This is a genomic window from Pedococcus bigeumensis, assembly GCF_039531795.1.
Taxonomy (GTDB): Bacteria; Actinomycetota; Actinomycetes; order Actinomycetales; family Dermatophilaceae; genus Pedococcus; species Pedococcus bigeumensis.
The window spans coordinates 234,194-253,117 of record NZ_BAAAQS010000001.1 but is presented as its reverse complement, the minus strand read 5'-3'; the positions used below and the strand labels follow the sequence as shown (position 1 = coordinate 253,117).

Below are 18,924 nucleotides of genomic sequence, written 5' to 3'. Positions count from 1 at the left end.
CTAGGGGGTTGGTCGTGAGGGGAGGTAGGCCGCGTGGTCACCGTGGCGGTGACCACGCGGCATACCGTCAGACCTCTTCGACCGAACTGGGCTCGCGCCGGGACAGGTCGATGCCGAGCTCCTCCGCCGCGCGGAAGACGTCCTCGTCGGACTCCTTCAGCTCGATGGAGGTGCCTTCGCTGTTGAGCACCTCGACGTTCAGGCACAGCGACTGCATCTCCTTGATGAGCACCTTGAAGGACTCGGGGATGCCGGGCTCCGGGATGTTGTCGCCCTTGACGATGGCCTCGTAGACCTTCACGCGGCCCTGGACGTCGTCGGACTTGATCGTGAGCAGCTCCTGCAGCGCGTAGGCGGCGCCGTAGGCCTCGAGTGCCCACACCTCCATCTCACCGAAGCGCTGGCCACCGAACTGAGCCTTACCACCCAGCGGCTGCTGCGTGATCATGCTGTAGGGGCCGGTGCTGCGGGCGTGGATCTTGTCGTCCACGAGGTGGTGCAGCTTGAGGATGTACATGTAGCCCACGGACACCGGCTCGGGGAACGGCTCGCCGGAGCGACCGTCGAAGAGCCGGGACTTGCCGGAGCCGTCGATGAGCCGGACGTCGTCGCGGGTCTTGGTCGTGGAGTCGAGCAGACCCACGATCTCGTCCTCGCGCACACCGTCGAACACCGGCGAGGCGACCCGCGTGCCGGCCGGGGCCGAACGGGCGTCCTCGGGGATGAGCTTGGCCCAGTCCGGGTTGCCCGCGATCTCCCAACCACGGGAGGCGGCCCAGCCGAGGTGCAGCTCGAGGATCTGTCCGACGTTCATTCGACCGGGGACGCCGAGCGGGTTGAGCACGACGTCGACGGGGGTGCCGTCCTCGAGGAACGGCATGTCCTCGACGGGCAGGATCTTGGAGATGACGCCCTTGTTGCCGTGGCGGCCGGCGAGCTTGTCACCGTCGGTGATCTTGCGCTTGTTGGCGACGTAGACGCGGACGAGCTGGTTGACGCCCGGGGGCAGGTCGTCGCCTTCGTCCTTGTCGAACACCTTGACGCCGATGACCGTGCCGGTCTCGCCGTGGGGCACCTTGAGCGACGTGTCGCGGACCTCGCGAGCCTTCTCACCGAAGATGGCGCGCAGCAGGCGCTCCTCCGGGGTCAGCTCGGTCTCACCCTTGGGCGTGACCTTGCCGACGAGCAGGTCGCCGTCGCGGACCTCGGCGCCGATGCGGATGATGCCGCGCTCGTCGAGGTCGGCCAGGACCTCCTCGGAGACGTTCGGGATGTCCCGGGTGATCTCCTCCGGCCCGAGCTTGGTGTCGCGGGCGTCGACCTCGTGCTCCTCGATGTGGATCGAGGAGAGGACGTCGTCCTGCACCAGACGCTGGCTGAGGATGATCGCGTCCTCGTAGTTGTGGCCCTCCCACGGCATGAACGCCACGAGCAGGTTGCGGCCCAGGGCCATCTCGCCACCGTCGGTCGCGGGACCGTCGGCGATGACGCCGCCGGCCTCGACCCGGTCACCCTCGTTGACGACGACGACCTGGTTGTAGGACGTGCCCTGGTTGGAGCGCGCGAACTTGGCGATCCGGTAGGTGCGCGTCGAGCCGTCGTCACCGGCGACGGTGACGAGGTCGGCGGACACCTCGGTGACCACACCGGCGGTCTCGGCCCGGACGACGTCGCCCGAGTCGAGGGCGGCGCGGTACTCCATGCCGGTGCCGACGAGCGGCGCCTCGGACTTGACCAGCGGCACCGCCTGGCGCTGCATGTTCGAGCCCATCAGGGCGCGGTTGGCGTCGTCGTGCTCGAGGAACGGGATCAGGGCGGTCGCGGCAGACACCATCTGGCGCGGCGAGACGTCCATGTAGTCGACGTCGGCGCCGGGGATGTAGTCGACCTCGCCGCCCTTGGTGCGGACGAGGACGCGGTCCTCGGTGAACAGTCCCTCGGCGTTGATGACGGCGTTGGCCTGCGCGATGACGTGACGGTCCTCCTCGTCGGCGGACAGGTAGTGGATCTCGTCCGTGACCGTGCCGTTGACGACCTTGCGGTACGGCGTCTCGATGAAGCCGAACGCGTTGATCCGCCCGTAGGACGCGAGCGAGCCGATCAGGCCGATGTTCGGGCCCTCAGGGGTCTCGATCGGGCACATGCGGCCGTAGTGCGACGGGTGGACGTCACGGACCTCCATGCCGGCGCGGTCACGGGACAGACCACCCGGGCCGAGGGCCGACAGGCGCCGCTTGTGCGTCAGGCCCGCGAGCGGGTTGTTCTGGTCCATGAACTGCGACAGCTGGGAGGTGCCGAAGAACTCCTTGATCGAGGCCACCACGGGGCGGATGTTGATCAGGGTCTGCGGCGTGATCGCCTCGACGTCCTGCGTGGTCATGCGCTCGCGGACGACGCGCTCCATGCGGGACAGGCCGGTGCGTACCTGGTTCTGGATCAGCTCACCCACGTTGCGCAGGCGACGGTTGCCGAAGTGGTCGATGTCGTCGACCTCGACGGGCACCTCGTCGCCGTTCTTGCCGGCCAGGGTGGACTCGCCGGCGTGCAGCGCGACGATGTACTTGATCGTGGCGACGATGTCGTCCACGGACAGCACGGACGCACTGAGGTCGGCGGCGACGCCCAGCTTGCGGTCGATCTTGTAGCGACCGACCTTGGCCAGGTCGTAGCGCTTGGGGTTGAAGTAGAGGTTGTCCAGGAGGGTCTGGGCAGCCTCACGGGTCGGCGGTTCGCCCGGGCGCAGCTTGCGGTAGATGTCGAGCAGCGCGTCGTCCTGGCCGGCCGTGTGGTCCTTCTCCAGGGTGAGCCGCATCGACTCGAAGTCGCCGAACTCCTCGAGGATGTCGGCCTCGGACATGCCGAGGGCCTTCAGGAGCACCGTGACCGACTGCTTGCGCTTGCGGTCGACGCGGACGCCGACCATGTCGCGCTTGTCGATCTCGAACTCCAGCCAGGCACCGCGGCTCGGGATGACCTTGGCGGTGTAGATGTCCTTGTCGGACGTCTTGTCGGGCGTGCGCTCGAAGTAGACGCCCGGGCTGCGGACCAGCTGCGACACGACGACACGCTCGGTGCCGTTGATCACGAAGGTGCCGCGCTCGGTCATGAGCGGGAAGTCGCCCATGAAGACCGTCTGGCTCTTGATCTCGCCAGTCGTGGTGTTCATGAACTCCGCGGTGACGAACAGGGGCGCCGAGTAGGTCTGGTCGCGCTCCTTGCAGTCCTCGATGGAGTACTTGACCTCCTCGAAGCGGTGGTCACGGAACGACAGCGACATCGAGCCGCTGAAGTCCTCGATGGGCGAGATTTCCTCGAAGATCTCCTCGAGGCCGGAGCGATCCGGCACATCCCCACGGCCTTCGGCCTTGGCCTCTGCGACACGGGCCTGCCAGCGCTCGTTACCGAGCAGCCAGTCGAAGCTTTCCGTTTGCAGCGCCAGGAGGTCTGGGACCTCGAGGGGTTCGCGGATCTTCGCGAACGACAGACGGCCGGAAGCCGTCCGTGCGGTGGACACAGTCTGAGTCGCGTTGCGCGAGGCAGCCAAGGAGGGGTCCTTCCACGGGCCTTGTCTTAAAACTGATGGTTCGAAACCGGTGCAGCGCCGGCCGCCATCCGGACCACGCAGGAGACTGGGCCACGAATCCGTGCCGCAGGGCACGACGAAGGGCTGAGGTCTGAGGTGAGGTCAGGAAGAGGGCAGCGCAAAGGGTTACCATACACGAAAGAGGGCAGCCTCGTCCAACCGTGTCCAGCGGGCTCGCGCCACGATCTGTCGACGGGGGTCAGGCCCGGGCCACAAGCCACGGGCTGATCCGACGCAGACGAGGATGACGCGCCAAACCGCCCACGTCAAGACAATCTCGGCGCGCGTCGCCGAACGGACGACGGCGATGCACCCCGGATGGGGTGCATCGCCGCAGGTCAGGAGGACCGTCCGGGGGCCCGTCCAGGCTCCGGCGGGTCGCCGTCAGAGGTGCCCTGGACGGCCTCGGGGATGCTCTAGAACGCCTCGACCTTGCTGATCAGCCACCGGTCGCCGACCTTCGACATCGTCGCGATGACGCGGTTCTGGTCGACCACGGGCTGCTTCTGGTCGGTGCCGACCCGCGCCTGGTTGACGAACGCCAGCACCTTGACGGTGGTGGCGGAGGAGCTCATGACGCCGATGTCGGAGACCTTGGCCTGCACGACGGTCTGGTTCTTGACCGCGAGCGGGATGATGTCCTTGGCCATGGCGGCGCTGAACTCGCCCTTGAACGGCCCGGTCAGCAGGGCCTCGATCTGGGCCGCCTGGGCGTCGATGGTCTTGTAGTTGTAGCTGAGCATCTGCTCGATCGAAGTGCGGGCCTGGCTGGCCGCCGCCCGGTCGGTGCGCGCCTGCGCGGCGGGGTTGCGCAGGCTGACGCCGGCGACCGTGCCCAGGAGGGCGAGCACCACCACCAGCGCGACGACCGGCACCAGCCAGCGTCGACGGCCGGCCGGGCCCGACCCGGTGGAGACGGTCGTGCGACCGGCGGGGCCGACCCGGTCAGGTGCGAACCGGACCGTGGGGGACGCGCTGGGCGCACCGGAGGCTGTGGGGGTGGCCGTCGCGCCGCCGGTGACCCGGCGAGGGCGCGGCGGGCTGGCCACCTGGCTGGCGGGAGCACTGGTGCTGCGGGACCGAGCCCGCTCCCCCGCGACCGGGCGACGGGTCTTGCTAGCCGACGAACTCAAGGTTCTCCACCTTCCACGCGTCGCCAACCATCCGCAGGTCAAGCCGCATCCGGTAGGTCTTGGTCTCGCCGTTCGGGACGGCGGTGTTCTTGGTCGGCGCGACCACCCCGACGAGGGCGACCGCCGAGTCCTGGTCACCCGAGACCAGGGCGGCCTCCGTGCGCGCGACGGTCGAGACCGTCTTGTTCGCGACCAGCACCTTGCTGAGGTCGGCGGCCGAGGTCGAGTAGCTCTTGAGGAACTCCCCCGTCGCACCCGCCTTCACCCGAGCCACGTCCGCGTCGACCTTGGTGTAGTCGACGGTGACGAAGTTGATGGCCAGCTGCTTGGCGGCGGCCACGGCGGCCGCGTTGGCCGCCTCGGTCTGCCGCGCGGCATACCAGTCGCGGCCACGGGTCGCGCCCAGCGCCAGGCTGGCCACGAGGGCCACCGCCACCACGGCCCACACCATGCGTGGGGTGAGGCGCAGGGCCTTGACGCGGTCGCCCCGCGTGAGGGGCGCCGACATCGGGTCGGCGGTGGTGGTGATGGTGCTCATCGAGCAGCCTCCTTCATGATCCACAACCACGAGGACTCGCTGCTCTCACCTCCGGACGGAGGCAGGGGCACCGACACCTGTGGCGTTGTCATGCCCAACGAGGCAGCCATGCCCGGGGATACGGGTTGGTCGCCGAAAGCGAACGGAACGGTCGAGTTCGTGCTGGACGACGGCCCGGGGGCGTTCTGCGCGCCACGCACGCTGGTGGCCGAGCCGCGGGGTGCGCTGCACCGGGCGGCGGTGTTCGCCTTGGTGTCGGTGGTGACGCTCGGGCTGCGCCGCTTGGTGCCCTGGTAGCCCTGGGTGCACACCGGCGGGTCCTGCGCGAGCGCCAGCCCGAAGTGCGCGGAGCCGTCGCCGGGCACGACCGTGTAGCCGCCCGCGACGACGTCGGGATAGGTGACCAGCAGCTGCTGGATCCCGTCGACCCGCGAGGTCGTCACCTGGCCGATGGTGATCAGGTTGGCGAGCAGGGCGGCGAGGTTGCCCCGGTTGTCCCTGACCAGGGTGTCGAGCTCCTTGGAGGCCACCGCACCCCGGTCGAGGATCAGCCGCAGGTCGCCGTCGGAGGCCTTGAGGGTCTCGGACAGGTCGGCGAAGTTGCTCGCGAACACCTTGACGTCGCCGGCCGTGTCGCGCTGGGTGTCCAGCACGATCCGGCCGTCGTCGATCAGCTTGATGGTCTCGGGCAGCGCCTCGGTGGCCGACTTGGTCAGGGCGTCGCCGCTGTCCAGCAGGCGCTGGAGGTCCTCGCCACCGTCGGCGAAGCCCTTGCCCAGCTCGTCGACGACGGTCGACAGGTCCTGCTTGTCCACCGAGTTCACGGTCTGGTCGAGGTCCAGGAGGAGCGTGTCCACCCGCAACGGGTATGCCGTGTCCTTGCGCGGGATCGCGTCGCCGTCGGCGAGGTCGGGTCCCCGGTCGCTGCGCGGCTGGAAGTCGAGGTACTGCTCCCCGACCGCCGAGCGGTTCTCCACCACCACCTTGGTGTCCTTGGGGATCTTCACCCCGCGCTCGATCTTCGCGTCGACGATGACGCCGTCCTTCGACAGCCGCAGGTCGTCGACGCGCCCCACCGTGACGCCGCGGTAGGAGACCTCGGACCCGACGAAGATGCCGCCGGACTGCTCGAAGTCAGCCGTCACGTGGAACTGGCCACCGGCGACCCGGTCGTACAGGCCGACGTAGCGCGCCGACAGGAGCGAGACGGTGAACAGGGTGATCAGCAGGAACGCGGCCAGCTGCACCTTCACGCCGCGGCGGATCATGCCGTCCCTCCGTAGAGCGTGCGCCAGGACTGGTCGGATCCCGCGGACCCCGACTGCTGGGCCGGAGCGCCCAGCGGGCAGCCGATGACCGGCGGACAGCTGGTGCTGCTGCTCGACGTGCTGGTGGGCACGGGCAGGCCGGGCAGGGACGGGACTGGCGGCAGGGTGGGCAGGGTCGGCAGCGACGGCAGGCTGGGGGTGGTGGTCGGCAGGCCGCCGCCACCGGGCGGCGTGGTCGGCACGCCGAGGTTGCCGGCGAGGTTCGTCAGGTTCAGGTCGAGGTCGGCCGACAGGTTGGTGAAGTCGCCCTTCATCGCCCCGGTCGTCGCGTCGGAGAACGGGTAGGTGAGCAGCAGCTGGAGCGACTTGGGCAGGTCGTCGCCCGCCTTGGTGAGCTGGGCCAGGATCGGGGCGAGGGCCTTGAGGTTCGCCGCCGTGTCGGCCTTGCTCTGCTGGATGACCTGGGTGCCGACGGCGCCGAGCCGGCTGAGCGCCTGGAGCATCTGGACCAGCTGGGTGCGCTGGTCGGCCAGCACCTTCAGCCCCTGCGGCAGCGCCTCGAGGGCGGCGGCGATGTCGTCCTTCTGGGCCGCGAGCTTGCCGGCGAGCTTGTCGATGTTGTCGATCGCGCGCACGATCTCGGCCTTCTGGTCGTCCAGCCCACCGACGAAGACGTCGAGCTGCTTGATGACGTCCTTGATCTGCGCCTGGTTGCCCCGCATGGCGTTGTTGAGCTCGGACTCGATCACCTTGAGCTGCGCGACCCCGCCCCCGTTGAGCAGCAGCGAGAGCGCGCTCAGGACCTCCTCGACCTCGGGGTTGCGGCCGGTGCGCGCGAGGGGGATGTTGTCGCCGTCGCCGAGGTGGCCCTCGGGCGCCGTCGAGGGAGGCGGCGAGAGCTGGACGTACTTCTCGCCGAGCAGCGAGGTCTGCTTGAGCTCGGCGACCGCGTTGTCCGGGAGGTCGACGTTCTTGGGCAGCCGCAGCGTCACCCGTGCCGTCCAGCCGTTCAGCTCGATCTTCTCGACCGACCCGACCGTCACCTGGTCGACCTTGACCGACGACTGGGGCACGAGGTCGAGCACGTCGGCGAACTCCGCCGTGACGCGGAAGATGTCGCCACGGTTCGCGGCCCCGCCGGGCAGCGGGAGGTCGAAGGCGCCCTGGCAGCCGGAGACCCCGAGGAGCGTCGCGAGCACGACCACGGCGGACAGCAGGCGGCGGGCCCGCGGCATACCGCGAGCTCCGAGAGCTCCGAGAGCTCCGGCGTCGCGGCTGGTCGGGCTCGTCATCAGGGTCCTCATCGGGTGCTTCCCTCCAGCAGACCGCCGAGCGTGGGGTCGGCGCCGCGCATCAGCACCGTGCCCGCCCCGGCGTCCGTGGTCATCGAGGTGGTCGAGGTGGTCGTCGAGCTGGTCGAGCTGGTCGACGCCGTGCCGGCCGGCGACTGCGGCAGCGCCGACAGCAGGTCGAGCGGCAGCTTCACGCCGAGCTTGTCGGCCTGGGCGAGCAGGTCCTCGATCGGCTTGAGCGCGCCGTTGACCGTCTTGCACAGGGTCGCCGGCTGGCCACCCGCGGTGATCAGGCCGCACAGCAGGTTCCGGAGCTTGAGGTTCTCGTTGACGTTGGCGCGGGTGTCGAGGGTGCCCGTGTCGGGGTTGTAGGCGTTCTGCAGGTTGCTGACGGCGACCGGGGCGTTGGTCAGGGTCTCGGCGAGCGCGTCACGCTGCTCGGCGATCGTGCCGGTCACCGCCGCGAGCTGCTTGAGGTTCGTGGTCAGGCCGGCGCGGTTGTCGTGGACGAACGAGCTGACCTCGCTCAGCGCGACCGCCAGGTTCTTCAGGGCTGCCGCGAGGTCGTCGCGCTCCCCGTCGAGCTGCTCGGAGACGTTCGCGAGGTGGCTGTTGAGGCGGCGCACCTGGTCGTCGTTGGTGGCGAGCATCGTCGTGAAGGCCTGGAGGTTCTTCACCGTGCCGAACAGGTCGTTGCGGCCTCCCGAGAGGGTCTCCAGGGCCTTGGACAGGTCACGGTTGGTGTCGTGCAGCTTCTGGCCCTGGCCGTCGAGGTTCTTGGCGCCGGTGTCGAGGACGTCGGCGAAGGCGCCGTCCTTGTTGGCGCCGGTCGGGCCGAGGGCGACCAGCAGGTCGTCGAGGCTCGAGGAGATGCGGTCCAGCTCCACCGGCACGGCGGTGTGGTCGAGGCCGATCGTGGCGTTGTCCTTCAGCACCGGACCCGACGTGTATGCCGGGAGGAGCTGGACGTAGCGGTCGCTCACCAGCGAGGGGGCCACGACGGCCGCCTTCGCGTCCGCCGGCACCTTGTACTTGCGGTCGAACTGGAACTTCACCTCGACCTTGTCGCCCTGCGGGGTCACCTCGGTGACCTTGCCGACGGCGACGCCGAGGATGCGGACGTCGGAGCCGGGGAACAGGCCGACCGCGCGGGTGAACTCCCCGGTGACGTGGACTGCGTCCTGTCGCGGCCAGAAGGCGTAGGCCCCGGCAGCGAGGGCGACCACGACCAGGGCGCTGACGACCTTGGGGATGAGCCCGAGACGGGGCATGGCGGGCAGTCGCTTCATCAGTTGCCTCCCGCGGAGACGGGGGTCGTGAGGTTGGCGATGTAGGTGTCGAACCAGCGGCCGTTGCCCAGCACGTTGGAGAACAGCCGGGTGAACGGCGCCATCGCGGCGATCGTGGCGCTGAGGTCCTTGTCGTGCTTCTGGAGCACGGCCAGCACCTTGGTCAGCTGGTCGAGCGCCGGCTTCAGCTCGGCGCGGTTGTCGCGCACCAGCCCGGTGATCTGCTGGGCCATCGCCGAGGTGTTGGTGAACAGCGTGTGGATCGCGTCGCGCCGCGCGTCGAGCTCGACCATCAGCAGGTCGGCGTTCTTGATGATCGACTCGACCGCCTTGTTGCGCTGCGCGATCGTGCCGCTGACGTTGTTGGCCGAGGCCAGCAGCTGCCGCAGCTCGTCGTCCCGCGACGCGATCGTGTTCGAGAGGCGGCTGAGTCCGTCCAGCGCGGCCTTCACGTCCGGCGGGCTGTCCTTGAACTCGGTCGCGAGGGTCGTCAGCGACTTCGCCAGCTGGTCGGTGTCGATCTCCTCCGACGTCGTGGCGAGGTCGGTGAAGGCGTTGACGATGTCGTAGGACGAGACGGTCCGGTCGAGCGGGATCTCGCTGTCCTCCTTCAGCTGGCCGCCACCGGCCGGCTCGAGGGCGAGGTACTTGGCACCGAGCAGGGTCTTCATCCGCACGCTGGCGCCGGTGCGGGTGCCGAACGCCACGGGCTCGGTGACCTTGAAGTCGACCAGGACGTGGTCGCCGGTGAGGTCGACCTTCTCGACCTTGCCCACCTTGACCCCGGCGATCCGGACGTCGTCGCCCTTGATCAGGCCACCTGCCTCGGTGAAGGCCGCACGGTAGTGGTCGCCGCCGCCCACGAACGGGATGCTCTGGATGTTGAACGCGAGGAAGAGCACCAGCCCGATGGCCAGCAGGCCGGCGGCGCCGATCGGCACCGGGTTGCGCTCGCGGAAGGGGATGCTCATGAGGAGCACCTCGCCCCGGACAGGCCGGCGGGCTTGTCCACCGGGATCTTCACGGCAGGCGCTCCCTTGACCGGCGACGGCACGACGATGGTGCCGCTGAAGTCGCAGAGGTAGAAGTTGAACCACGAGCCGTAGGTGGCCGTGCGGGTGATCGTGTTGATCTTGCCCGGCGACGTCGACAGGAACTTCTCGAAGGTCGCGGTGTTCGACGGCTTGTTGAGGTTCGCGCTGAGGTCGTGCAGGTGCGCGATGTCCGCCTTGATCGAGGGCCGGGTCACCTTGAGCAGGTCCGCGGTCTCGGCGGTCAGCGAGTTGATGTTCGTCAGGGAGGCGCCGATCGTCGTCCGGTCGGCGGCCAGGCCGGAGATGAACCGCTGGAGCTGGTCGATCAGCTCCTTGAGGGCGGCGTCGTGGGCGTCCACGGTGCCCAGCACGGTGTTGAGGTTGGTGATCGTGCGACCGATGACCTCGTCACGGTCGGCGAGGGTGGAGGTCAGCGACGCGGTCTTCGACAGCAGCGAGTTGATGTTGCCGCCCTCGCCCTGCAGGACGCTGATGATGTTGGTCGACAGCTCGTTCACGTCCTTGGGCGAGAGCGCCGCGAAGAGCGGCTTGAACCCGTTGAACAGCACCGTCAGGTCGAGGGCCGACTGCGTGTGGTCGAGGCCGAGGGTCGCGCCGTCCTTGAGGGGGGTCGCGCCACCGACGTCCTGGGTGAGGGCGATGTAGCGCTCCCCCACCAGGTTGCGGTACTTGATCGTGGCCCTGGTGCCCTGGGTGAGGACGCTGGTCTTCAGCACGTTGAACTCGACCGTCGCGTGCACCCGGTCGGAGGCCACCGCGATCGACCTGACCTCACCGACCCGGACGCCGGCGATGCGCACCTCCTGCCCGGCCGCGAGACCGGTGACGTCCTTGAAGACCGCGCGGTAGGTCGCCTTGTCGCCGAACTGGGTGTTGGCGATCGTCGCCGCCAGGGTGCCCGTGGCGAGCAGGGTCGCGACCACGAAGACGACGAACTTCACGAGGCTGGCACGGGTGCTCATCGTTGGTTCACCACCGTTCCGCGCAGCATCGGACCCGCGAGCAGGGTGGTGATGGCCGAGCGCTTCCCGTCCGGGGAGAGGAGGGCCGCCACGACGGCCTGCTCACCCTCGGTGCCGGCCAGTCCGGAGTCGACGCCGACGATGCGCTGCCCCGAGAGGCCGGAGAACATCGACGGGAGTGCGCTGCCGGCCGAGGAGCCCGGACGGTTGGTGCCGTCGTCGAAGTGGTTGCCGGTCCAGGGGTGCTCCTGGGTGCCGAAGCGACCCGGCAGGCCCTGGCAGCTCGGTCCGCGCTTCTCACCCCAGCGCGGTTCCTCGCCGGGCTGGTAGCCGGAGCGCTGCTGGGTGACCTCGAGGGTGATGTGGAAGGTCTTGTCACGCCAGGCCTCGTCGATCCGGGGGATCCAGTTGGTCATGGCGGTGGCGATGCACGGGTACTGGGGCGAGTACTTCGCGAACACCTCGACCGTCGGTCGCTGCACCGCCCCCACCCGGATGATCCGCTGACCGTTGGCGTCGAGGAAGTCCGCGGTGGTGTTGGCGAACCCGGCCGTTCCGGCCAGGAATCCGGACAGGGCGTCCTTCTTCTCCACGATCGTCGTCGAGGTGGTGATCAGCGCCTTGGCCGCGCGGACGAGGTCCGGCGCCGCCACGGCATACGTGCTGGCGAGGTCGGCGAGGCCACTGATGTCGGCCTTGATCACGGGGAGCTTGGGGTTGATCTGCTTGAAGTAGGAGTCGACGAGCACGAGGTTCTGGCCCAGCTGGGTGCCTCGGCCCTCGAGCGCGGTGGCCAGGGCGTTGAGCGTGGCGGAGAGCTTCTCGGGCTGGACGGTGCGCAGCAGCGGCAGCAGGTCGTCGAACACCCGCTCCAGCTCGATCGCCACCGACGTCCGGTCCTGTCCGATCGTGTCGCCCTTGGCGATGTGCCGCCCGCTCGCCTCGGCGGGGGCCACCAGGTCGACGAACCGCTCACCGAAGAGCGTCTTGGGGAGCAGCCGGGCCGACACGTTCGCCGGGATCAGGTCGACCATCTCCGGCTTCAGGGCGAGCCGCAGCCGGGCGCCCTTGCCGGTCGTCTCGATGGACCGGACCTCGCCCACGATCAGCCCGCGGATCTTGACGTCGGAGGAGGTCTGCAGCTGCGACCCGATCCGGTCGGTCAGCAGGTTGACCATGACGACCGAGGTGAACCGCTTCTGGAACGACGCCACCGACAGCCCGACGAGCAGGCCGACGACGAGGATGAAGCCCACGCCGTAGGCGCGGTTGCCCAGGCGTGACAGTGCTCCGGTGGATGTGTCAGCCATGGTTCAACCCGCGATCCGGACGGTCGTGGTGGCGCCCCACACCGCGAGCGAGAAGAAGAAGTCGACGATGTTGATGGCCACGATCGAGGTCCGGACGGCCTTGCCGACGGCCACGCCCACACCGGCCGGTCCCCCGGACGCGTTGTAGCCGTAGTAGCAGTGGATGAGGATGATCACGACCGCGAACACCATCACCTTGAGGAACGAGAAGAGCACGTCGATCGGTGGCAGGAACAGGTGGAAGTAGTGGTCGTAGGTGCCGGCCGACTGCCCGAAGTAGTGCACGACGATGAAGCGCGTCGCGCCGTAGGACGACAGCAGCCCGAGCACGTAGAGCGGCACGACGGCGACGAAGCCCGCGATCATGCGGGTGGTCACGAGGAACGGCAGGGACGGCACGCCCATCACCTCGAGGGCGTCGACCTCCTCGGAGATCCGCATCGCGCCGAGCTGAGCGGTGAAGCCGCAGCCGACCGTGGCCGCCAGGGCGAGGCCGGCGACCAGGGGCGCGATCTCGCGGGTGTTGAGGTAGGCCGAGACGAAGCCGGTGAAGGCCCCGGTGCCGAGCTGGTTGAGCGAGGAGTAGCCCTGCAGGCCGACCTGGCTGCCGGTGAAGAAGGCGAGGAAGGCGATGACGCCGACGGTGCCACCGATCACCGAGAGGGCGCCCGAGCCGAGGGAGACCTCGGCCAGGAGGCGCAGCACCTCCTTCTTGTAGCGGCGCAGCGTGCGCGGGCTCCAGGCGAGCGAGCGGATGTAGAACCGCATCTGCTCGCCGAGGCTGTCGAGCGCCTCGACCGGTCGACCGGCCAGGTCCAGGACCTTGCTCATGGTGTCTGCACCTCCTTCAGATCTTCTGGGGGACGACTTGGAAGTACACGGCGCTCGCCACGAAGTTCACGACGAACAGGAACATGAAGGTGATGACGACGCTCTGGTTGACCGCGTCGCCGACACCCTTGGGGCCGCCGCCGGCCGTGAGGCCCTTGTAGGACGCGACCACCGCGGCGATGAAGCCGAAGATGACCGCCTTGATCTCACTGGTCCACAGGTCGGCGAGCTGGGCGAGCGCGGTGAACGAGGCGATGTAGGCGCCCGGCGTGCCGCCCTGGATGATCACGTTGAAGAAGTAGCCGCCCGCGACGCCGACGACGGACACCAGCCCGTTGAGCAGGAGCGCTACGAGCATCGCCGCGAGCACCCGCGGCACGACGAGGCGCTGGATCGGGCTGATGCCGAGCACCTCCATCGCGTCGATCTCCTCGCGGATCTTGCGCGAGCCGAGGTCGGCGCAGATGGCCGAGCCACCGGCCCCGGCGATCAGCAACGCGGTGACGATCGGCGAGGCCTCCCGGATGACGGCGAGCACCGACGCCGCGCCCGTGAACGACTGGGCACCGAGCTGACGGGTCAGCGTGCCGAGCTGGAGCGCGATGACCGCGCCGAAGGGGATCGAGACCAGCGCGGTCGGCACGATCGTGACCGAGGCGATGAACCAGCACTGCTGGATGAACTCCTTGGTCTGGAACGGCCGCTTCGGCAGCGACCGGATGACGTCGAGCACCAGCGCGAAGAGCGACCCGCTCTGGCGCAGCGCACCGATGGCCGGGTTGCTCACGACGAGACCGCCTCGGTGACGACGGCCGGCTCGGTGGGCTCGATGTGACGCACCCCGGGCACCCCGGCGTTGTGTGACTGGAACGAGCCGGGCGGCGGGGTGATGCCGTTGTCGCGGCACCACTGGCCGGCGGGGCGCTCGCCGCGCCGGGGCGCACCGTCGCTGGTGCCCAGCTGCAGCGGGATGGGGGGCAGCGGCGGCAGCTCCTGGCCGGACCGCGCCTCGGCCGCGAGCTCGTCGGCGTCCTTCTCCTCCGACATGCCGATCGGCCCGATGGTCTGCGCGTTGAGGAACTGGCGCACCACCGGCTCCTCCGAGCTCAGCAGCATCTCGCGCGGTCCGAACATCGCGAGGTGCTTGTGGTAGAGCAGGCCGATGTTGTCCGGCACGGTGCGGGTGGAGTTGATGTCGTGCGTGACGATCAGGAAGGTCGCGTCGATCTGGGCGTTCAGGTCGATGAAGAGCTGGTTGATGTAGGACGTGCGCACGGGGTCGAGACCCGAGTCCGGCTCGTCGATGAGCAGGATCTCCGGGTCGAGCACCAGGGCGCGGGCGAGCCCCGCGCGCTTGCGCATCCCGCCGGAGATCTCGCCGGGCAGCTTGGTCTCGGCGCCGGTGAGGCCGACCAGGTCCATCTTCTCCATCACGATGCTGCGGACCTCGGACTCCGACTTGCGGGTGTGCTCGCGCAGCGGGAACGCGACGTTGTCGTAGAGGTTCATCGAGCCGAAGAGCGCCCCGTCCTGGAACAGCACCCCGAACAGCTTGCGGATCTCGTAGAGGTCGTGCTCACGCAGCCGGGTCAGGTCACGGCCCTCGATCATGATCGAGCCGGCGTCGGGCTTGAGCAGGCCCACCAGGGTCTTGAGGAAGACCGACTTGCCGGTGCCCGAGGGTCCGAGCATCACGGAGATCTCCCCTGCGGGGAGGGTGAGGGACACGTCGTTCCAGATGACCTGCGACCCAAATCGCTTGGTCAGGCCCTCGACCTTGATCTCAACGCCCACAGCTCACCTCGTCGTGAAGTCCACGCCCGTCACTGCTGACAGGCCCCGGTTCGCATGGCTCAACGAGGAAGGCGGGGCGAAGTTACGGCCCGGTATGCCGTGGCGGTGCGGGAGGGGACGCGGAAGCGGGCCCGACCTGGTGGTCGGACCCGCTTCGCAGCAGTGCTGGTGCTCCCCGAGGGGAGCTCAGATCACTTGAGGGTGACGGTGGCCCCGGCGCCCTCGAGGGCCTCCTTGGCCTTGTCGGCCGCAGCCTTGTCAACCTTCTCGAGGACGGGCTTGGGAGCGCCGTCGACGAGGTCCTTGGCCTCCTTGAGACCGAGGGAGGTCAGCGCGCGGACCTCCTTGATGACCTGGATCTTCTTGTCACCAGCGGACTCGAGGATGACGTCGAACTCGTCCTGCTCCTCGACCTCGGCGGCGCCGCCGCCAGCCGGGGCGCCGGCCGCGGCAACGGCCACGGGGGCAGCAGCGGTGACGTTGAAGGTGTCCTCGAACTGCTTCACGAACTCAGAGAGCTCGATGAGGGTCATTTCCTTGAAAGCCTCAAGGAGCTCGTCGGTGGAGAGCTTCGCCATGATGGGCGTCCTTTCTATTTCTTCGTATGCCGTGAGTGGCGGTTTGGTGGGCGAGCTGGGTCCCGGAGGACTCAGCTCTCGTCGCCACCCTCGGCGACGTCTGCGGTTGCCTCGGCCACGGGGGCCTCGGCGGACGCCTCGGCTGCGGGAGCCTCGGCGGTGTCTTCGTCAGCCTCAGCGGCCTCGGCAGCGGGAGCGGCGGCAGCAGCCACCGGGCCCTCGGCCTCGACCTTGGCGCGCAGCGCGTCGACGACCCGAGCGGTCTGCGACAACGGTGCGGCGAAGAGGTAGACAGCCTGGCTGAGCGACGCCTGAAGGGCACCGGCCAGCTTGGCCAGGAGAACCTCGCGGGACTCGAGGTCCGCGAGCTTCGTGATCTCCGCGGGAGTCAGGGTTTTGCCGTCGAGGACGCCGCCCTTGATCACGAGGAGGGGGTTCGCCTTGGCGAAGTCACGCAGGCCCTTTGCGGCCTCGACCGGGTCACCATCGACGAACGCGATGGCGGACGGTCCGACGAGCTGGCCGTCGAACGCCGTGACTCCGGCGTCCTTGGCAGCAAGCTCGGTGAGCGTGTTCTTCACGACGGCGAAGGTGGCGTTTCCGCGCAGCGAGTTGCGCAGGGTGGTGATCTGCTTCACCGAAAGCCCGCGGTACTCGGTCAGCACGGCCGCGCCGGAGTTGCGGAACTTGTCCGACAGCTCGGCGATGGCGGCAGCCTTGTCAGCCTTGGCCATGGGGCCTCCCTTCCGTGTGTGCGACCGGCCGGAGGTGAGGGCCCCACATGGAAGAAGCCCCGTGCACAGGGCACGGGGCTCGCACGCGGGCAGGCTCTGGGAGCCGGCACTGCGGGTGAATCGTGGCCTGCGCTGGACGTCCACCACGGTGGAACCTTCGGTCACGTGCTGCCTATTGCGGTGGCGCGTGACAACCGAGCGGTCTTTGGTCAGGTCCCAGAGTACGGGCCGGTGGCCTCCCCACCAAATCGGGTCGGCAGGCCACCGGACAGCGGTGTCAGCAGCTCAGTGGTGTCCGCGGCTCAGGGGCTGGGCATCTCGAAGGGGCCGACCTGGTCGGCCGGGGGCGCCGTGATGGCCACCGGCTTGCCCCAGTCCCCGAACGTGATCTTCAGCTGCTGGCCCTGCACGTCGACGGTCATCAGGGTGGGCCGGTGGTCGGCGTCGAGGGTGTAGCGCGCCTTGACCGGCTCGGTGGCCGGCGCCACCGAGGCCGCCGCACCCCCGAGGAGGGCCTTCGGGTCGATCGTCACGTCGTAGGTGCTGGCGTCGGCCGAGGAGCTCACCACCGTGGCCTTCGAGCCCTCGAGGGCCTTGGCGAGCTGGCGCGGGTCACCCATGTCACCGGCCAGCCCCGCGAACATCTGGCTCACCGGGTCGTCGGCCTTGGGGTCGATCCGCACCCACGGCTTCTTCGATCCGGGCAGGCCCTTCATGTAGATGATCCCGCCCGTGGAGACCAGCTCCATGGTCTGCCCCTCGATCGGCATGGTCATCTGCTGCTCCATGGCCCCGCCCTTCATCGAGAAGGAGCCGGTGGCCTTGCCCTCGGTGCCGAGGTCCATCGAGATGGTGCCCGACCCCGCCTTGACCATCGCGTCGGTCATCTTCGCGGCGAGGTCGCCGCCGTCGACGGTGGCGCCGGCCCGCAGGCCCGAGGCGGCGGAGCTCGACGACCCGGCGGACGTCCTGGCCCCGGAGCCGGCCCCGGTGTCGCGCTCGGCGTCGCCACAGGCGCTCAGCCCGAGCGCGGCGGCCAGCGCCAGTGCGGCGAGCGAGGTGGTCTTGGTCACGAGATCTCCCCCATCGGTGGTGGGCGACCGGCGTCGGTCGCGTCCCTCGATGGTAACCGCGGCCGCTGGGAGGGACGGCGAGAGCCCGCCACCCCCGGGGGGTGACGGGCTCTGCGCGGGTGCGTGCCCGGTGGTGCGGGGACTCAGGCGGTGGCCTCGTCCTCGACCAGCAGGTTGCGGGTGCGGGTGTAGTCCAGCGGGATGCCGGGGCCCATCGACGTCGACAGGGTGGCCTTCTCGATGTAGCGGCCCTTGGAGGAGGACGGCTTGAGTCGGAGGATCTCGTCGAGCGCGGTGGCGTAGTTCTCGACGAGCGACTTCTCGTCGAAGGACGCCTTGCCGATGATGAAGTGGAGGTTCGCGTGCTTGTCGACGCGGAACTCGATCTTGCCGCCCTTGATGTCGGTCACGGCCTTGGCCGTGTCCATCGTGACCGTGCCGGTCTTCGGGTTGGGCATGAGGCCACGCGGGCCCAGGACCTTGCCGAGACGACCGACCTTGCCCATCATGTCCGGCGTCGCGACGACGGCGTCGAAGTCGAGCCAGCCCCCGGCCACCTTCTCGAGCAGCTCGTCGGAGCCGACGTGGTCGGCGCCGGCCTCACGGGCGGCCTCGGCCTTGTCGCCGTTGGCGAAGACCAGGACGCGGGACACCTTGCCGGTGCCGTGCGGGAGGTTGACGGTGCCACGGACCATCTGGTCGGCCTTGCGCGGGTCGACGCCGAGTCGCATGGCGACCTCGACGGTCTCGTCGTACTTGGCCTTCGCCGACGCCTTCGCGAGGCGGACGGCCTCGAGGGGGGCGTAGCTCTTGGTCACGTCGATCTTGTCCGCTGCCTCGCGGTAAGCCTTGCTGCGCTTCATTTCTGCTCCTGTGTCGGGTGTTGCGGTGGAGTTGTGGTCGGTACGGACCAGCGCGGTCCTGCCACGTGCCCCGGTATGCCGCGTGGGCGGCATACCGGGCGGGTCACCATCCTCGTCAGAGGGTGGTGTCGATGCCCATCGAGCGGGCGGTGCCGGCGATGATCTTCATCGCCTGGTCGATGTCGTTGGCGTTCAGGTCTTCCATCTTCTGCTCGGCGATGGCGCGGACCTGGTCGGCCGACAGCTTGGCGACCTTGGTCTTGTGCGGCTCACCGGAGCCCTTGGGCACCCCGGCGGCCTTCTTGATCAGCTCGGCGGCCGGCGGCGTCTTGGTGATGAAGGTGAAGGACCGGTCTTCGTAGACCGTGATCTCCACGGGGATGACGTTGCCGCGCTGGGACTCCGTCGCAGCGTTGTACGCCTTGACGAACTCCATGATGTTGACGCCGTGCTGACCGAGGGCGGGGCCCACGGGCGGCGCGGGCGTGGCCGCACCGGCCTGGATCTGCAGCTTGATGAAGCCGGAGATCTTCTTGCTCTTGGGAGGCATTGCTGTGTTCCTTCGGTTGAGGTGGGCCTACGCCGTGGGCGATGACCCGGTTGCATGCTCCCGGGGTGCCG

17 protein-coding genes are annotated in these 18,924 nt (G+C 69.0%); all 17 read right to left on the bottom strand.

The window, feature by feature from the left end; genetic code table 11:
• Positions 1 to 67: 67 nt before the first annotated feature.
• The 17 genes from rpoB to rplK all read right to left on the bottom strand — a co-directional run bounded on the left by rpoB (position 68) and on the right by rplK (position 18,853).
• Positions 68 to 3,544 (bottom strand): DNA-directed RNA polymerase subunit beta, encoded by a 3,477-nt coding sequence (gene rpoB / locus ABD262_RS01230; RefSeq protein ID WP_344129935.1) that lies wholly within the window; start codon positions 3,542 to 3,544, stop codon positions 68 to 70.
• Positions 3,545 to 3,999: 455 nt separating this feature from the next.
• Positions 4,000 to 4,716, bottom strand: a complete 717-nt coding sequence (locus ABD262_RS01225) for a hypothetical protein (protein WP_344129932.1) — start codon at positions 4,714 to 4,716, stop codon at positions 4,000 to 4,002.
• Positions 4,700 to 5,254 carry a hypothetical protein gene (locus ABD262_RS01220; protein ID WP_344129929.1) on the bottom strand — a complete coding sequence of 185 codons (555 nt, stop codon included), beginning with the start codon at positions 5,252 to 5,254 and terminating at the stop codon, positions 4,700 to 4,702. The genes ABD262_RS01225 and ABD262_RS01220 overlap by 17 nt, the downstream gene beginning before the upstream one ends.
• The gene (locus tag ABD262_RS01215) at positions 5,251 to 6,522 is read right to left on the bottom strand and encodes an MlaD family protein (RefSeq protein ID WP_344129926.1); all 1,272 of its coding nucleotides are present in this window, start codon (positions 6,520 to 6,522) and stop codon (positions 5,251 to 5,253) included. The genes ABD262_RS01220 and ABD262_RS01215 overlap by 4 nt, the downstream gene beginning before the upstream one ends.
• Positions 6,519 to 7,814: an MCE family protein gene (locus ABD262_RS01210; protein ID WP_344129923.1), complete on the bottom strand. Its 1,296-nt coding sequence runs from the start codon at positions 7,812 to 7,814 to the stop codon at positions 6,519 to 6,521. The genes ABD262_RS01215 and ABD262_RS01210 overlap by 4 nt, the downstream gene beginning before the upstream one ends.
• Before the next feature lie 8 nt (positions 7,815 to 7,822).
• The gene (locus ABD262_RS01205; protein ID WP_344129921.1) at positions 7,823 to 9,103 is read right to left on the bottom strand and encodes an MCE family protein; all 1,281 of its coding nucleotides are present in this window, start codon (positions 9,101 to 9,103) and stop codon (positions 7,823 to 7,825) included.
• Positions 9,103 to 10,074 carry an MCE family protein gene (locus ABD262_RS01200; protein ID WP_344129918.1) on the bottom strand — a complete coding sequence of 324 codons (972 nt, stop codon included), beginning with the start codon at positions 10,072 to 10,074 and terminating at the stop codon, positions 9,103 to 9,105. The genes ABD262_RS01205 and ABD262_RS01200 overlap by 1 nt, the downstream gene beginning before the upstream one ends.
• Positions 10,071 to 11,120, bottom strand: a complete 1,050-nt coding sequence (locus tag ABD262_RS01195) for an MCE family protein (protein WP_344129914.1) — start codon at positions 11,118 to 11,120, stop codon at positions 10,071 to 10,073. The genes ABD262_RS01200 and ABD262_RS01195 overlap by 4 nt, the downstream gene beginning before the upstream one ends.
• Positions 11,117 to 12,430 (bottom strand): MCE family protein, encoded by a 1,314-nt coding sequence (locus tag ABD262_RS01190; protein WP_344129911.1) that lies wholly within the window; start codon positions 12,428 to 12,430, stop codon positions 11,117 to 11,119. The genes ABD262_RS01195 and ABD262_RS01190 overlap by 4 nt, the downstream gene beginning before the upstream one ends.
• Positions 12,431 to 12,433: 3 nt before the next feature.
• Positions 12,434 to 13,261, bottom strand: coding sequence for an MlaE family ABC transporter permease (locus ABD262_RS01185; protein WP_344129908.1), 828 nt, complete (start codon positions 13,259 to 13,261; stop codon positions 12,434 to 12,436).
• A gap of 16 nt (positions 13,262 to 13,277) precedes the next feature.
• Complete coding sequence (locus ABD262_RS01180) at positions 13,278 to 14,048, bottom strand: MlaE family ABC transporter permease (RefSeq protein ID WP_056924016.1); 771 nt, start codon at positions 14,046 to 14,048, stop codon at positions 13,278 to 13,280.
• Positions 14,045 to 15,055 (bottom strand): ABC transporter ATP-binding protein, encoded by a 1,011-nt coding sequence (locus ABD262_RS01175; RefSeq protein WP_344129905.1) that lies wholly within the window; start codon positions 15,053 to 15,055, stop codon positions 14,045 to 14,047. Before ABD262_RS01175 ends, ABD262_RS01180 begins: the two co-directional genes overlap by 4 nt.
• Positions 15,056 to 15,246: 191 nt before the next feature.
• On the bottom strand, positions 15,247 to 15,633 hold the full coding sequence (gene rplL, locus ABD262_RS01170; protein WP_344129902.1) for a 50S ribosomal protein L7/L12: 387 nt from the start codon (positions 15,631 to 15,633) through the stop codon (positions 15,247 to 15,249).
• A gap of 71 nt (positions 15,634 to 15,704) precedes the next feature.
• A complete protein-coding gene (gene rplJ, locus ABD262_RS01165; protein ID WP_344129899.1) occupies positions 15,705 to 16,367 on the bottom strand; it encodes a 50S ribosomal protein L10 in 663 nt (220 codons plus the stop codon).
• Between the two features lie 302 nt (positions 16,368 to 16,669).
• A complete protein-coding gene (locus ABD262_RS01160) occupies positions 16,670 to 17,440 on the bottom strand; it encodes a hypothetical protein (RefSeq protein ID WP_344129896.1) in 771 nt (256 codons plus the stop codon).
• A gap of 143 nt (positions 17,441 to 17,583) precedes the next feature.
• On the bottom strand, positions 17,584 to 18,303 hold the full coding sequence (rplA, locus tag ABD262_RS01155) for a 50S ribosomal protein L1 (RefSeq protein ID WP_056924020.1): 720 nt from the start codon (positions 18,301 to 18,303) through the stop codon (positions 17,584 to 17,586).
• Positions 18,304 to 18,418: 115 nt separating this feature from the next.
• Positions 18,419 to 18,853, bottom strand: a complete 435-nt coding sequence (rplK, locus tag ABD262_RS01150; RefSeq protein WP_056924021.1) for a 50S ribosomal protein L11 — start codon at positions 18,851 to 18,853, stop codon at positions 18,419 to 18,421.
• Positions 18,854 to 18,924: the final 71 nt, after the last annotated feature.

Coding starts and splice junctions, on each gene's coding strand:
- ABD262_RS01210 (WP_344129923.1), bottom strand. CDS start 7,814: ATGACGAGCCCGACCAGCCGCGACGCCGGAGCTCTCGGAGCTCTCGGA.
- ABD262_RS01200 (WP_344129918.1), bottom strand. CDS start 10,074: ATGAGCATCCCCTTCCGCGAGCGCAACCCGGTGCCGATCGGCGCCGCC.
- ABD262_RS01190 (WP_344129911.1), bottom strand. CDS start 12,430: ATGGCTGACACATCCACCGGAGCACTGTCACGCCTGGGCAACCGCGCC.
- ABD262_RS01195 (WP_344129914.1), bottom strand. CDS start 11,120: ATGAGCACCCGTGCCAGCCTCGTGAAGTTCGTCGTCTTCGTGGTCGCG.
- ABD262_RS01205 (WP_344129921.1), bottom strand. CDS start 9,103: ATGAAGCGACTGCCCGCCATGCCCCGTCTCGGGCTCATCCCCAAGGTC.
- rplA (WP_056924020.1), bottom strand. CDS start 18,303: ATGAAGCGCAGCAAGGCTTACCGCGAGGCAGCGGACAAGATCGACGTG.
- rplL (WP_344129902.1), bottom strand. CDS start 15,633: ATGGCGAAGCTCTCCACCGACGAGCTCCTTGAGGCTTTCAAGGAAATG.
- ABD262_RS01220 (WP_344129929.1), bottom strand. CDS start 5,254: ATGAGCACCATCACCACCACCGCCGACCCGATGTCGGCGCCCCTCACG.
- rplJ (WP_344129899.1), bottom strand. CDS start 16,367: ATGGCCAAGGCTGACAAGGCTGCCGCCATCGCCGAGCTGTCGGACAAG.
- ABD262_RS01215 (WP_344129926.1), bottom strand. CDS start 6,522: ATGATCCGCCGCGGCGTGAAGGTGCAGCTGGCCGCGTTCCTGCTGATC.
- ABD262_RS01185 (WP_344129908.1), bottom strand. CDS start 13,261: ATGAGCAAGGTCCTGGACCTGGCCGGTCGACCGGTCGAGGCGCTCGAC.
- rplK (WP_056924021.1), bottom strand. CDS start 18,853: ATGCCTCCCAAGAGCAAGAAGATCTCCGGCTTCATCAAGCTGCAGATC.